The organism is Euzebyella marina (assembly GCF_003687485.1).
GTDB classification, from domain to species: domain Bacteria; phylum Bacteroidota; class Bacteroidia; order Flavobacteriales; family Flavobacteriaceae; genus Euzebyella; species Euzebyella marina.
In genome coordinates this window covers 3,158,703-3,171,513 of sequence record NZ_CP032050.1, presented here as the reverse complement: position 1 = coordinate 3,171,513, position 12,811 = coordinate 3,158,703, and the positions used below count along the sequence as shown (strand labels likewise).

Here is a 12,811-nt window from a genome sequence, read left to right as displayed (position 1 = left end):
CAACACTACAACCATAAAAAATAATCTTTGGGTTTTATTTTTTTATCATAAGGAAATCTATATATTGCCCGTAAGAAACAAACGTTGAGAATGGAGGATAAGTTAAAATTTGAACTTGAATTTGTAATACAGGCTTCCCCGCAATTACTATATCAATATATATCGACCCCATCAGGTCTATCAGAGTGGTTTGCAGACAATGTAAACTCTAGAGGCGAAATTTTTACTTTCATTTGGGACGGTGCCGAAGAGCAGGCCAAATTGCTTAAGAGAAAAAGCGATGAGTTCGTGAAATTCTCATGGGTAGACAATGAAGATGGCTCTTTCTTCGAAATGAAGATCATTGTAGACGAAATCACCAAAGATGTGTCGTTGTTCATTACCGATTTTGCCGAAGAAGACGAAGACGAAGAAGCTAAAATGCTTTGGAGAAACCAGGTATCAGACCTAAAACAGGTTCTCGGATCCAAGTAGTCTCTTTACAGCATTAACCGTATCTTTGGGCCTTAAATTTTTTAAGGCTTTTTTTTATGGTTCAATTCAACGGTCGGTTGCTGGCAGATGACGATAATTTTTTAGGCTCGAAGAACAGGGGGCTGCGTTATGGCGATTCTTTGTTCGAAGCGCTGCGATCGATTAATGGGAAATTGATTTTTTGGGAAGACCATTACCTTCGGTTAATGGCATCGATGCGTATTCTACGAATGGAAATTCCGATGGAGTTTACTATGGAATACCTGGAGGAAAAGATTCTCGAGACCATTAGCGCCAATCAACTTGAAAAGGATGCGGCGAGGGTGCGGCTTACCATTTTTAGAAATGACGGTGGGCTCTACCTGCCCGAAACCAATAACGTATCGTTTTTGATCGAAACCTCACCTTTATCAAGTCCGTTTTATGTGCTTGACGATACTGCTTACGAGGTCGAGCTTTTTAAAGATTTTTATATCAACCCAGATATGTTATCGAACCTGAAGACCAATAATAAGATCCTTAATGTGGTCGGAAGCATTTTTGCCGAAGAAAATGGGTATCAGAATTGTCTGTTGATCAATAATCAAAAGCAAATAGTCGAGTTTTTAAACGGAAACATCTTTGTGGTAAAGGGCAATACCATTAAGACACCCCCGCTAGAACATGGCTGTTTGAACGGTATCGTGCGTAAGAAACTTATCGAAATTATCAAGAAGACCGAAGGTTGGGTTTTAGAAGAGAGTGCGGTTTCCCCGTTTGAGCTGCAGAAGGCCGATGAAATTTTTCTGACCAACAGCATTATGGGCATACGGCCCATTACCAAATACCGTAAAAAAACCTACACGAGCGATAAGGCCAAGTCGTTGGTCGGTAAGCTTAACGCAATGGCAAGGTTGACCTAAGAGTAAAATCTAGTTAAGACTGGGGTTCTCAGGTGAGTTCGACCATAATAGATAGCTTCCGCCCAGTTCGAGCATCTTTTCTTTCCAAAAGGCATCGGCCGATTTGTTGATAATGTCGCTTAGGTAGTCATTTCTAACCACGATCCAAGATTTAGACGAGAGTTCACGGTCGAGTTGTAACGAAGACCATCCTGAATAGCCGAGAAAAAAACGAATGTCGTGTTCAGAAATCACCTGCTTGTTGATCAAGTCGATGATTTTTTCAAAATCACCTCCCCAATAAATACCGTCAGATATTTCAATACTGTTTTCTATCAAATGCGGAACGCGGTGAATAAAATAAAGGTTGTCTTGCTCAACGGGCCCACCATTATATACCTGAAAGGGTATCGAAATTTCGCTGATCAAGTCGTTAATGAAGTACTCTAGGGGCTTGTTCAAGATAAAGCCCACCGAACCTTCGTCGTTATGCTCTGCCAGCAGAACCACCGACCTGTTGAACGACACGTCGCCGGTGAGTGCCGGTTCGGCAATCAATAACTTGCCCTTATTTGGTTTGAGGTCGGTCATAGCTTTGAGAAATAGTGCTAGTCAAAACTAAAATAAGATATTTCTTATAAAAATCAAGCAACAAGGCACAAAAAAAGCGTTTCCGAAGAAACGCTTTGCTATTATATTCTCTTGGCAGATTAGTTTACAGAGTTTGCCAAGTCTGAACCAGCTTTGAATTTTACAACATTCTTAGCTGCAATTTTGATAGTTTTTCCAGTTGAAGGGTTTCTACCTTCTCTAGCGTTTCTTTTAGAAACTGACCAAGATCCGAAGCCGACCAATGATACACGATCACCTTTTTTCAAAGAACCTTCAACGTTACCCAAGAAAGATTCCAATGCTTTTTTAGCTGCCGCTTTTGTGATGCCGGCATCTGCTGCCATAGCATCGATCAATTCTGTTTTGTTCATAATGTAATTAAATTAATTGTTGTTATAATAATTTAAATCGTCTAACAAATTTATACGGATTTGCTGTCAACGCAAGTAAAACGGGGGTAAATAGGGGTTTTTGTTGATAACTAAGGTGGTTTGTTAATAAAGTAGGGCTTTTTTTACTCGGCTCGGAGGCCAATAAAGACGGGGCTTTACAACATATGGGCATTTTTTGCCAAATCGATGCCGTTGAGCATATCTTGGGTTTTCATTCGTTTTTTACCCTGTAATTGTACTTCTAGCAAGTTGATAAAACCATCTTTGACCGCCACTTTCAGTTCTTTTTTGGTAGCCAAAATATGGCCTATCGTATGGTCGTGGGCCACTTTTTCGATTTCTGAGTCATAGATTTTGACCAAAATTTCGTCCGTACCATTGATTAGGGTAGTCCAAGCGGCAGGGTAGGGGCTTAACCCTCTTATATGGTTGTGAATGTTTTCTGGGGATGCCGACCAGTTCACTAGGCAGGTCTCTTTATGTATTTTAAAGGCTTCTTTCAATTCTGCGTTCATTGGCTGTCTTTCGGTCGAAACCGTACCCTGCTCTATTTCTTTTACGGTTTTGATCACCAAGTCTGCACCCAGATGCATGAGTTTGTCGTGCAGCATGCCTGCATTGTCATTGGGTGCTATAGATGTTTTTTCCTGAAGGATAATTTCACCGGTATCTATTTTCTCATCGATAAAGAAGGTGGTCGCCCCGGTTTCCGTTTCCCCGTTTATAATAACCCAATTAATCGGTGCCGCCCCCCGATATTGAGGAAGCAGGGAAGCATGAAGGTTAAAAGTACCGTACTCGGGCATGGCCCAGACCGCTTTAGGTAGCATTCGAAACGCAACCACTATCTGCAGATTGGCGTTCAAACTCTTGAGCTCTTCTAAAAACTGTTCGTTTTTTAAGTTGGTAGGCTGCAAAACCTTGAGGCCTTTTGATTCGGCGTATTTCTTAACGGCCGATTCCTGTAGTTTGCGACCCCTGCCGGCTGGCCTGTCGGGTGCGGTGATAACCCCAACAACATTATAATCGGCATCTACCAATTTTTCTAGGGTGGTTGCCGCAAATTCTGGGGTACCCATGAATACAATTCTTAAATCTTTCATATGTTATCTAGTGATTTTGAGCGACGCTACTTGCGTTTTAGCTCATACTGGTTTTGATGGTTAACTTTGATCTTGCCCTTCTCTAAAAGTATTTTTAAGGTGGTGAGCACCTCATTCTCGTCATAGCCCAATTGTTCGATAAGGTGACGTGATGTTTGTGCTTTTTCAGTAAGCCGTTTTAAAATAGCGACCTCTATAACATCTAGGTCAAGAGTATGTTTCTTTTTTGCCGAACATACGTCACAGATTCGGCAATCATCGGTTTTCCGTTCCCCAAAATAGGCCAATAATTGTTTCGACCTGCATACCTTATGGTTATTGATGTAGTCTAAAATCGCTTCTATTTTGGTGGCTTTTTGACTGTTCAGTTCTTTTACTTTATGACCAAATACGTTAATTGTTCGGTCATCTTCTCGTGGTACCAAAAAGGTCACCTCCAAATCGTTATGCTGATTTTTATACTCGATAATTTCATCTTTTTCTAATTTGGTCAATAAGGCAAGCACTTGTTCTTCGGGCATCGCTGATTTTTGACCTACTAATACGGTATTGATTTTTGTTTCAAAGTCAAAAATACCACCATAGGTGCGAAGAATGGTCTTGACCATTGTATCCATCTTCGGGTCGATTTCCAAATAGTCGAAAAGGTAACTTTTTTTCGCTATGAACTTTACCGAAGTTTTTTTTGAGAAGGTTTCCGAAAGCGATATGACCGAATATTGGTCTAAAACCTTTAGTGCATTGTAGGTCAAAAATGCGTTCAGACCGTAGGTAGAGACAAAATGATTGAAGTTTAATTGAAAATTCTCGGTATGTCCTTCCCCATATGATATTTGAAAGTAATTATTGAGTTTCTTGTAAATGGTCTTTAAAGAACTGGGGTCAGGCAATGACCCTAAAAATTGTTTTTTAAGAAGCTGTTGGTCATTGTGATCAATCAATAGAACGGCTTCTGATTTATTTCCGTTTCGCCCGGCCCGGCCCGCTTCTTGAAAATAGTTCTCAATACAGTCCGGTATCTGATAATGCACCACAAGCGAGACATCTGGCTTGTCCACCCCCATACCGAAGGCATTGGTGGCGACCATTACTTTGACCTTGTTGTCTAGCCATGCCTGTAACTTTTCTTTTTTTTCCTTTTGGGTAATACCTCCATGAAAATAAGAAGCGGAACAGCCTTGGGCATTGAGAAAATTGGCCAGTTCTAAGGTCAATCGCCTAGTTCTTACATAAACAATCGTACTTGAATGGCTCTTAAGGCAAAGGTTTTTTAGCTGATATCTTTTGTCTTCAGACTGCTTGACCTTAAAGGCTATATTGGTTCTTTCAAAAGAGTCTTTTACTACAAACTCATTGGCAAACTCCAGATTTGAAATAATATCCTGCGCAACTTTATCGGTGGCGGTGGCGGTAAGGGCTATCATGGGAACTTCGGGAAGCAGTTCTCTCAATTTCGCACATTCTAGATAGGCCGGTCTAAAATCATGGCCCCATTGCGATATGCAATGGGCCTCGTCGATAGCGATCAGGTTAATGTTCATCTGCCTGATTCGTTCCAAAACGACTTCTTGCTGTAGACGTTCGGGCGAGAGGTATAAAAATTTATAGCCGCCGTACAGGCAATTGTCAAGCAGGTTGAACAATTCTTCAAAAGAAATGCCGCCGGTTAAAGCGATGGCCTTAATGCCTTTTTCTTTCAGGGCATTTACTTGGTCTTGTATCAGTGCGATCAATGGCGATACAACGATACAAATACCGTCTCGTGCGAGTGCCGGTACTTGAAAGCATACCGATTTGCCACCGCCAGTTGGCAACAGGGCAAGTACGTCTCGGTTTTCGAGCACTGCACTTATAATTTTTTCTTGGGAACCTTTAAAACTTGAAAATCCCCAATTGCGATAAAGAATTTCTCTGGGGTCTAACAGCATCAAGTCAAATTTAAAAAGTCTAGAATAAAGTCGGTTCGCTCATCGATACTCGCTTTAGGGATCAGTTCTACCTGATACCCGAAATGAGTATATGTTTTTTTTAGGCTCTCAAAAATGTTTACTGATTCTTCGTAGGTTTCAAACCTTTCATTGTCGACCGCGTAAATTTCCTCCCAAGGTGGCATCAACAGAACATGCTCGTAGCGATAATCGTAACAGGGCTGTTCAAAAGCTTTATCATAGCTTTGGCCGAAACAGTTCATATACGAGTGTACATCGGGTATACCCCTGTCAAAGAAAGCTACTGGGCTGTCGGCGTCAAATGGGGTGTGGTATTGCTCGATGCGGCCGTCTAAAAGCATCTGGTTGAATTTTTTGGGATCCTTAACCGAAACAATGGGGTTGGTGGTAAAGTCGTTTTCTTCGCCCGCGTTTTTTTCGGCAGCGGTCATCGTTCGAATCAACTCATGTACACACGGGTACCCCTTTTGCTCAAGAGACTCGATAACCGATGTTTTACCCGTACTGGGGCCGCCTGTAATAACTACTTTTGTAAGATTCAATAGAAGTGTATTGTAGGCGCAAAAGTAATGAATCCGCAACTATTTTAAAATCGTATATTTAAGGATTACCTTTGCCCAAAACATAGTTATGGACCAGAAAAATTCAGAAGAATTTTATAGCCGTTTACGTGAACAACTAAAGGAAAGCACCTCTTGGCCATCCGATTATTTGTACAAATTTATAGTGCTCAGCGAGCCGGAGAAAATTGCTCAAATACATAAAATTTTTGATAATACCGGGGCAGTCATCGAATCGAAGCAATCAAAAAAGGGAAAGTACACCAGTGTTTCGGTTACCGTTAACCTAAAAAGCCCTGAGCAGGTCATTGAAAAGTATAAAGAGGTCGGTAAAGTTGAAGGGGTAATATCTTTATAAATAGCATTTCAGCCATAATTTTCTTAATTTGCAAGCGTTATTTGAGTACTTCCTTTTATTTTTAAGCAAAATATTTCAGATTGAATCCACCAGTAGAAAACCTAGAATATAATACCGAGCGGTCTAAGCTCATCATACCCGAATATGGTCGGCATTTTCAAAAAATGGTCGATTACGCCGTATCGATTGAAGATGAAGAAGAAAGAAATAGAATAGCCCAGGCTATTATCAGTGTAATGGGCAATATTCAGCCTCATTTGCGTGATGTGCCGGATTTTCAGCATAAACTTTGGGATCAATTGTTCATAATGTCTGATTTTAAATTGGATGTTAAATCTCCTTTCCCTATTACAAGTAAGGAAATTTTACAGCAAAGACCCGAACCGCTAGGTTACCCTCAAAACCACCCGAAATACAGGTTTTATGGTAACAACATCAAACGTATGATCGATGTGGCGGTAAAGTGGGAAAAGGGCGATATGCGTGATGGACTCGAGTATGCCATTGCCAATCACATGAAAAAGTGCTACCTCAATTGGAACAAAGATACCGTGGACGACAAGGCAATTTTTGACCATTTGTACGAACTAAGTGACGGGCAGATTGATTTAACGGGCGAGAACTTGACCGATAGCGGACAGTTTCTAAAAAATAAAGTCTCAAAATCACCTCGTAACTCGGGGAAAAAGAACCAAAGAAATAACAATAATCGCGGCAAAAAGCGATACTAATACCCTCAATCTTACATGGGCACCTTTAAAATTGAAGGCGGTCACTCCCTTTCCGGTGAAATAACGCCACAAGGGGCTAAAAATGAAGCCCTGCAAATACTTTGCGCCGTATTGTTAACGGCGGAAGAAGTAACTATTCATAACATTCCCAACATTGTCGATGTCAACAAATTGATTTCTATTTTGGAAGACCTTGGGGTCAAGATCCAAAAGAAGAGCAAAGGTAGCTATACCTTTAAGGCCGATGACGTCAATCTTGATTACCTACAGTCAGAGCAATTCAAGCAAGATGGGCGAGGGCTAAGAGGTTCGATTATGTTGGTGGGGCCATTGCTTGCCAGATTCGGAAAAGGATACATTCCTAAACCCGGCGGTGATAAAATAGGCCGAAGAAGACTTGATACGCATTTTGAGGGCTTTATAAATCTAGGCGCCAAATTTCGATACAACAAAGAAGAATACTTCTATGGGGTAGAGGCTAAAAAGTTGAAAGGCACCTACATGCTCCTAGATGAGGCTTCGGTAACCGGAACGGCTAATATTTTAATGGCCGCTGTGTTGGCAGAGGGTACAACAACCATCTACAACGCGGCATGTGAACCTTACCTTCAACAGCTTTGCAAGATGCTCAATCGCATGGGAGCAAAAATATCTGGCGTAGGCTCTAATTTATTGGTTATTGAAGGTGTCGATCAACTAGGTGGTACTGAACATACCATGCTGCCGGATATGATCGAAATCGGTAGTTGGATCGGGTTGGCGGCCATGACGCGCAGCGAATTGACCATCAAAAACGTAAGTTGGGACGACCTTGGGCAAATACCTACCGTTTTTCAAAAGTTGGGAATTCGGTTAGAGCGAAAAGGTGATGACATTTACATTCCCGAACATAAGAACGGTTACGAAATACAGAATTATATCGATGGGTCGATCCTTACCATTGCAGATGCACCTTGGCCAGGGCTTACGCCTGATTTGCTAAGTATTATTCTAGTGGTGGCCACGCAAGCTAAAGGTGAGGTTTTGATACATCAAAAAATGTTCGAAAGCCGTCTTTTCTTTGTAGACAAGTTGTTAGATATGGGGGCAAAAATTATATTGTGCGACCCACACAGGGCCACGGTTATAGGTCACGATTTTAAATCGACCCTGAAGGCGACTACGATGACCTCCCCCGATATTAGGGCAGGGGTGTCACTTTTGATAGCTGCTTTATCGGCAAAAGGTACTTCTACTATTCATAATATTGAGCAAATCGACCGTGGGTATGAAGATATAGATACCCGATTACGTGCCATTGGGGCCAAAATCACACGTGTCTAGACAGAACTACTACAAGAGGTGAATCCTCTTTAAGCTTAAAATAAAAATGAGGGTCCATACTGCGGTACGGACCCAATTTATTTTTACCAATCGGTGCAAGCTGTTCAAATCAAAATTTCCTCTAGAAATACTTCTGTGCTGAGGGGCAAAGTAGAATAAAGTGATTGCCCATTGAAATAGAATTAACACTAAAACGGTAGTGTTAACACCACTTATACGATTCGTAAATTGAAAAATAGCCAGCAACAATTGACCGAGCATAAGGGGAATTACCAGATAAGAAATTCTTTGCGTATAGATTCGGTGCCATTCGATTAGCTTCGTTTTTTGGGCATATCGAAAGCTTGGGTAAATAACTAGTTGAACCAGCCATATAAGTACAAAAAGGCCAAAATCAAACAGTGCTTGTAAAATTTCTAATTGCATTTATTTTTCTACCAGTGTTCCGTCAGGGTACTTGGCAAAACGCCCTCTTGAGCGCTCATGAACATGGTCTGGGTGTGGCCATGGCCAACCGCCGTATTGGGTCAGGCGGTATTCATCCATTGCTTTTGATATTTCTTCTTGGGTATTCATGACAAACGGGCCGTATTTGACTACTGGCTCGTCAATCGGTTTTCCTTGTAAAACCAATAATTTCGCAACACCGCTTAACGCTTCTAACTTGATTGCTTTCTCTGGATGCACCGAAATACCATGGTTAACATTTACTTCTTGATCGGAAACCGTTATTTGGTTCCCTTCATAGAAATAAATAGTTCTGTGAATACCTTCGGAAGCGGCCGGTAGGGTATAGGTGGCATTTGGCGGTAATGAAATGGTAAATATGCCTACTTCATTGGTATCATCATTGGCCCAGGAATCCGGTGGAGGCGCAAGAGCCTTCGTTTCATTTATTTTACCAGCTACCAGTTTAATCTCTACACCATTTTCATCGATAACAGGTATATCTTCATGCCATAACATCTTGAAATGAGGGTCTACGAACTTACTTTTTCTTGGGAGGTTCAACCAAATCTGAAAGAGCTCAAGGGTATTTTTCTGGTCAGTATGCAAAAGTGGAAACATCTCTGAATGTTGAACCCCACGCCCTGCTGTCATCCACTGAACGTCACCTAGTCCGAACCGTCCTGCAGCCCCCAACGAATCGGAGTGGTCACAAAAACCTTTATTGGCTATGGTTACGGTTTCGAACCCTCTATGCGGATGCGAAGGAAAACCCGGTACCGTATGCCCGTGGTACATGCGCCAATCTTGACTCGGGTCGAAATCGCTTCCTAAGTTTCTTCCCTCTAAATCGGCATCCGGAGACATATCCTCTTTACCTTTCGGAAAATGATCTAGATGATATACGCAGAAAAGAAAAGGGTCTTGGGTCTGCCAAGGAAATCCTAGTTTAAATACCTGTAGTACTTCATCGTTCATACTTAGGTCGTTTTTAGTTAGTGTTTAGCGGTATTAATTTCAATCCAATAGCCATCAGGGTCTTGAAGGTAAATCTGGCGAACGCCATCTGAACGCAAGGTTACGGCACTTTTCTTACCGGGCCAATCCCAATACGGCACCTTGTTTTTCTCTAGGTGGGCAATCATTCCATCTAAATCTTGGGTAGATAAACACAGATGCATTGACTTATTCTTTTCAAAAGGTGCAAACTCTTTTTCTATCAAATGAATCTGAGAACTTCCACTAACGATAAACCATCGAAAACCTGGGGCCTTGTCTGGGTGCGGTGTCTCTTCAAGCAATAATATTTTAGAATAGAAATCGGCGCTTTTATCAGAATCTTCGACTACCAACGAAAAATGGTCGATTTTAAAATCGAAAGATTGGGCTTGCACGTTCAAGGCAACAAGGGTAAGCAGTAGGGAACAAATAAAAATAGTTTTCTTCATGGCTTCATTTAATTGGATGGGTGAAGATAGCCATTTCACCACTTTTGCCCTTACGCTGACATCTTTTAAATGCGCCATTAGGCAATAAAAGGTACGGTAACAGAGTTTTATACAGGTTATCTCATTAAGTTGAACCGTTGAAAAACAGCACCTTAAACTACCAACATGACCAAAAACTACCTTTTTATCTTTTCATTAGCGGCTTTTACTCTTTTAACCAGTTGCAGTTCTACAAGTACCCTGACTATGGGGGTATTGGAACCTGCAAGGGTTACGGTACCTTCAAATGTAATGAAGGTCGGTCTGATCAATAGAAGTTTACCCTCTGAATCGAACAAAACAGCAGATAAGATTGATAAAATATTGTCTTTGGAAGGTTTAAATCTGGATAAGGAAGGAGCCGAAGCGGCCATTACCGGACTATACGATGAGCTTTCAAGACAAGAGAGATTCGATGAGATTCAAATAATCGACGGTATTGAGATACAGCGAAAAGGATTATCGGTCTTTCCCGCTCCGTTAAGTTGGGAACAGGTTCAGGAAATTTGCACGAATGCAGGTGTTGATGCCTTGCTATCGCTCGAAATGTATGATACCGATACCAAGTTTTCCTACGAGGGTACAATGGTTACCATTCCCAATAATTTGGGTATCAAGGCCTCTGTTCCAGGGCATCGGGTAACCTTAAACACTTTGATAAAAAGTGGATGGCGCGTTTATGATTTAGAAAATAAGCTGTTGTTAGACGAATTTAATGAGACCAATGAAGTGGTTTCGATAGGGGAAGGTATTAACCCTGTGAAAGCTGTGGAAGCCGTAATCGGTAGAAAGGAAGCTGTCTTGCAGAGTAGCACCCGTAGTGGCAGTGTGTATGCCAACGATTTGCGACCATTGAGAAAGAGGGTGGTCAGGGAGTATTTTGTTAGAGGAACCGATAATTTTAAGGTGGCACAGCGAAGGGCACAAACAGGTGATTGGGAAGGAGCAGCACAACTTTGGGAGAAAGAAGTTAATAACCCTGATATGAAAATTGCCGGTCGCGCGTGCTACAATATGGCCATTATCAATGAAATAAACGGAGATTTAAATGCCGCTATGGATTGGGCCTCTAAATCGTACACCGATTATGATATCAGCAACGCTTTGAGATATGTGAATATTCTGAAGAACAGACTTGCCAACAAAAGAATTATTGATCATCAACTAGCTCGATAAATCTAGCTTACGGCTTCTTTGTAAACTTTAAGACAGCGTTCACGGGCCTCTTTGTGGTCGACCATTTTTTCAACGTATTTATCGGAGTCGTGCTCAGGTACCCACTCCTGAATGTACTTCAATTTTTTGTCGAATTTATCTACTTGCGTCATCGGGTTAAATATTCTAAAATAAGGGGCCGCATCAACACCGCTACCTGCAGCCCATTGCCAGTTACCTACATTACTGCTCATTTCGTAGTCTAACAACTTTTCTGCGAAATAAGCCTCGCCCCACCTCCAATCGATCAACAAATGTTTGCAGAGAAAACTCGCTACCAACATGCGAACCCTGTTATGCATATAGCCTGTTTCATTTAGTTGGCGCATGCCGGCATCTACTAATTTGAAACCTGTTTCACCTTTTTTCCATTTTTCAAATTCCTTTTCCTTGTTTCTCCAGTCGATGCGGTCGTATTTCTTTTTAAAGGCTTCGTGAACCGTATGGGGGTAATGGTATAAAATCTGCATAAAAAACTCCCTCCAGATAAGCTCACTCCAAAAGACTTCATTTTTTTCTGCAATAGCTTTTTTGACCATTTTTCTCACGGAGACCGTTCCGAATCTTAGATGAGGCCCAAGCCTAGAGGTGCCATCATCTTTGCCAGGAAAGTTTCGAGTGTCTTCATAGTTTTGAATTAGGGTAGGGGTCACCGTAAAATCAGGAACTTCAATTTTAGATTTCTTAAAGCCTATATCGCTTAAAGATAAGTTGGGCAACCTCGTGTTTTTAATAAGATTGCTAAGATATTGACTGGTGTAGTGTATGGTCAAGTGTTGATCGGCGTCAAACTTCTCTTTCCACTTATTCTTGTATGGCGTATAGACGATATAGGGATCTCCGTCATCTTTCACTACCTCTTCTTTCTCAAAAATCACTTGGTCTTTAAAGGTTTCAAAATCTATTTCATGCTCCCCTAATAGTTTTTTTATTTTCTCGTCTCTTTCTTTTGCATAGGGTTCATAATCGTGGTTGGTAAAGACCTTCTTGATTTTATGTTCAGAGATTAGTGTTTTGAAAATATTTTCAGGCGCACCATGATATATGGCAATAGAGCTTTCACAGTTTTCTTGAAGCTCGTTACGCATTGCCTGTAATTTTTCATGAATAAAGGTGACCCGGGCATCGTCTTCGGGTAATTTATCCAATATTTCTTCATCGAAAATGAAAATGGGCATTACGCGATGCTCTCCCTTTAGGGCAGATAAAAAACCTACATTGTCATCAAGACGTAAGTCTCTTCTGAACCAAAAAATCGAAATAGGGTCATTCATATTTA

At 41.3% G+C, this 12,811-nt stretch carries 14 protein-coding genes; 6 read left to right on the top strand and 8 right to left on the bottom strand.

Features of this window, described 5'->3' with window-relative positions; genetic code table 11:
• Window positions 1-90: 90 nt before the first annotated feature.
• Both D1013_RS13640 and D1013_RS13635 read left to right on the top strand, forming a co-directional pair.
• Window positions 91-474, top strand: coding sequence for an START-like domain-containing protein (locus D1013_RS13640; protein WP_121849359.1), 384 nt, complete (start codon window positions 91-93; stop codon window positions 472-474).
• Between the two features lie 56 nt (window positions 475-530).
• Window positions 531-1,376, top strand: a complete 846-nt coding sequence (locus tag D1013_RS13635) for an aminotransferase class IV (RefSeq protein WP_121849358.1) — start codon at window positions 531-533, stop codon at window positions 1,374-1,376.
• Between the two features lie 9 nt (window positions 1,377-1,385).
• On the opposite strand, the gene D1013_RS13630 is transcribed toward D1013_RS13635, so the two are convergent.
• The 5 genes from D1013_RS13630 to D1013_RS13610 all read right to left on the bottom strand — a co-directional run bounded on the left by D1013_RS13630 (window position 1,386) and on the right by D1013_RS13610 (window position 5,953).
• Window positions 1,386-1,946, bottom strand: coding sequence for a YqgE/AlgH family protein (locus D1013_RS13630; protein WP_121849357.1), 561 nt, complete (start codon window positions 1,944-1,946; stop codon window positions 1,386-1,388).
• A 119-nt stretch (window positions 1,947-2,065) separates the two neighbouring features.
• Window positions 2,066-2,338: an HU family DNA-binding protein gene (locus D1013_RS13625; RefSeq protein WP_072994911.1), complete on the bottom strand. Its 273-nt coding sequence runs from the start codon at window positions 2,336-2,338 to the stop codon at window positions 2,066-2,068.
• A 176-nt stretch (window positions 2,339-2,514) separates the two neighbouring features.
• Window positions 2,515-3,462, bottom strand: coding sequence for a methionyl-tRNA formyltransferase (gene fmt / locus D1013_RS13620; RefSeq protein ID WP_121849356.1), 948 nt, complete (start codon window positions 3,460-3,462; stop codon window positions 2,515-2,517).
• Window positions 3,463-3,488: 26 nt separating this feature from the next.
• Window positions 3,489-5,390, bottom strand: a complete 1,902-nt coding sequence (locus D1013_RS13615; RefSeq protein WP_121849355.1) for a RecQ family ATP-dependent DNA helicase — start codon at window positions 5,388-5,390, stop codon at window positions 3,489-3,491.
• Window positions 5,390-5,953 carry an AAA family ATPase gene (locus tag D1013_RS13610; protein WP_121849354.1) on the bottom strand — a complete coding sequence of 188 codons (564 nt, stop codon included), beginning with the start codon at window positions 5,951-5,953 and terminating at the stop codon, window positions 5,390-5,392. The genes D1013_RS13615 and D1013_RS13610 overlap by 1 nt, the downstream gene beginning before the upstream one ends.
• An 88-nt stretch (window positions 5,954-6,041) precedes the next feature.
• Between D1013_RS13610 and D1013_RS13605 the strand changes: the two genes are divergently transcribed.
• The 3 genes from D1013_RS13605 to murA all read left to right on the top strand — a co-directional run bounded on the left by D1013_RS13605 (window position 6,042) and on the right by murA (window position 8,383).
• Entirely contained in the window at window positions 6,042-6,329 is a 288-nt protein-coding gene (locus D1013_RS13605; protein WP_121849353.1) for a DUF493 domain-containing protein, read from the top strand.
• Between the two features lie 80 nt (window positions 6,330-6,409).
• Window positions 6,410-7,060 carry a DUF4290 domain-containing protein gene (locus D1013_RS13600; protein ID WP_121849352.1) on the top strand — a complete coding sequence of 217 codons (651 nt, stop codon included), beginning with the start codon at window positions 6,410-6,412 and terminating at the stop codon, window positions 7,058-7,060.
• A 15-nt stretch (window positions 7,061-7,075) separates the two neighbouring features.
• Window positions 7,076-8,383: a UDP-N-acetylglucosamine 1-carboxyvinyltransferase gene (gene murA, locus D1013_RS13595; protein ID WP_121849351.1), complete on the top strand. Its 1,308-nt coding sequence runs from the start codon at window positions 7,076-7,078 to the stop codon at window positions 8,381-8,383.
• A 426-nt stretch (window positions 8,384-8,809) separates the two neighbouring features.
• Here the strand turns inward: murA and D1013_RS13585 are convergent, their stop codons facing one another.
• Both D1013_RS13585 and D1013_RS13580 read right to left on the bottom strand, forming a co-directional pair.
• Window positions 8,810-9,808: a pirin family protein gene (locus D1013_RS13585; protein WP_121849349.1), complete on the bottom strand. Its 999-nt coding sequence runs from the start codon at window positions 9,806-9,808 to the stop codon at window positions 8,810-8,812.
• A 17-nt stretch (window positions 9,809-9,825) separates the two neighbouring features.
• Window positions 9,826-10,278, bottom strand: coding sequence for a VOC family protein (locus tag D1013_RS13580; RefSeq protein WP_121850734.1), 453 nt, complete (start codon window positions 10,276-10,278; stop codon window positions 9,826-9,828).
• A 165-nt stretch (window positions 10,279-10,443) separates the two neighbouring features.
• Here D1013_RS13580 and D1013_RS13575 point away from each other — a divergent pair, with 165 nt between their 5' ends.
• The gene (locus tag D1013_RS13575; RefSeq protein WP_121849348.1) at window positions 10,444-11,493 is read left to right on the top strand and encodes a DUF6340 family protein; all 1,050 of its coding nucleotides are present in this window, start codon (window positions 10,444-10,446) and stop codon (window positions 11,491-11,493) included.
• Between the two features lie 2 nt (window positions 11,494-11,495).
• Here the strand turns inward: D1013_RS13575 and D1013_RS13570 are convergent, their stop codons facing one another.
• Window positions 11,496-12,806, bottom strand: coding sequence for a cryptochrome/photolyase family protein (locus tag D1013_RS13570; protein ID WP_121849347.1), 1,311 nt, complete (start codon window positions 12,804-12,806; stop codon window positions 11,496-11,498).
• Between the last annotated feature and the right edge of the window lie 5 nt (window positions 12,807-12,811).

Excerpts from the sequence above, each read along its gene's own strand:
- D1013_RS13640 (WP_121849359.1), top strand. The coding sequence starts at position 91 with ATGGAGGATAAGTTAAAATTTGAACTTGAATTTGTAATACAGGCTTCC.
- D1013_RS13635 (WP_121849358.1), top strand. The coding sequence starts at position 531 with ATGGTTCAATTCAACGGTCGGTTGCTGGCAGATGACGATAATTTTTTA.
- D1013_RS13630 (WP_121849357.1), bottom strand. The coding sequence starts at position 1,946 with ATGACCGACCTCAAACCAAATAAGGGCAAGTTATTGATTGCCGAACCG.
- D1013_RS13625 (WP_072994911.1), bottom strand. The coding sequence starts at position 2,338 with ATGAACAAAACAGAATTGATCGATGCTATGGCAGCAGATGCCGGCATC.
- fmt (WP_121849356.1), bottom strand. The coding sequence starts at position 3,462 with ATGAAAGATTTAAGAATTGTATTCATGGGTACCCCAGAATTTGCGGCA.
- D1013_RS13615 (WP_121849355.1), bottom strand. The coding sequence starts at position 5,390 with ATGCTGTTAGACCCCAGAGAAATTCTTTATCGCAATTGGGGATTTTCA.
- D1013_RS13605 (WP_121849353.1), top strand. The coding sequence starts at position 6,042 with ATGGACCAGAAAAATTCAGAAGAATTTTATAGCCGTTTACGTGAACAA.
- murA (WP_121849351.1), top strand. The coding sequence starts at position 7,076 with ATGGGCACCTTTAAAATTGAAGGCGGTCACTCCCTTTCCGGTGAAATA.
- D1013_RS13585 (WP_121849349.1), bottom strand. The coding sequence starts at position 9,808 with ATGAACGATGAAGTACTACAGGTATTTAAACTAGGATTTCCTTGGCAG.
- D1013_RS13580 (WP_121850734.1), bottom strand. The coding sequence starts at position 10,278 with ATGAAGAAAACTATTTTTATTTGTTCCCTACTGCTTACCCTTGTTGCC.
- D1013_RS13575 (WP_121849348.1), top strand. The coding sequence starts at position 10,444 with ATGACCAAAAACTACCTTTTTATCTTTTCATTAGCGGCTTTTACTCTT.
- D1013_RS13570 (WP_121849347.1), bottom strand. The coding sequence starts at position 12,806 with ATGAATGACCCTATTTCGATTTTTTGGTTCAGAAGAGACTTACGTCTT.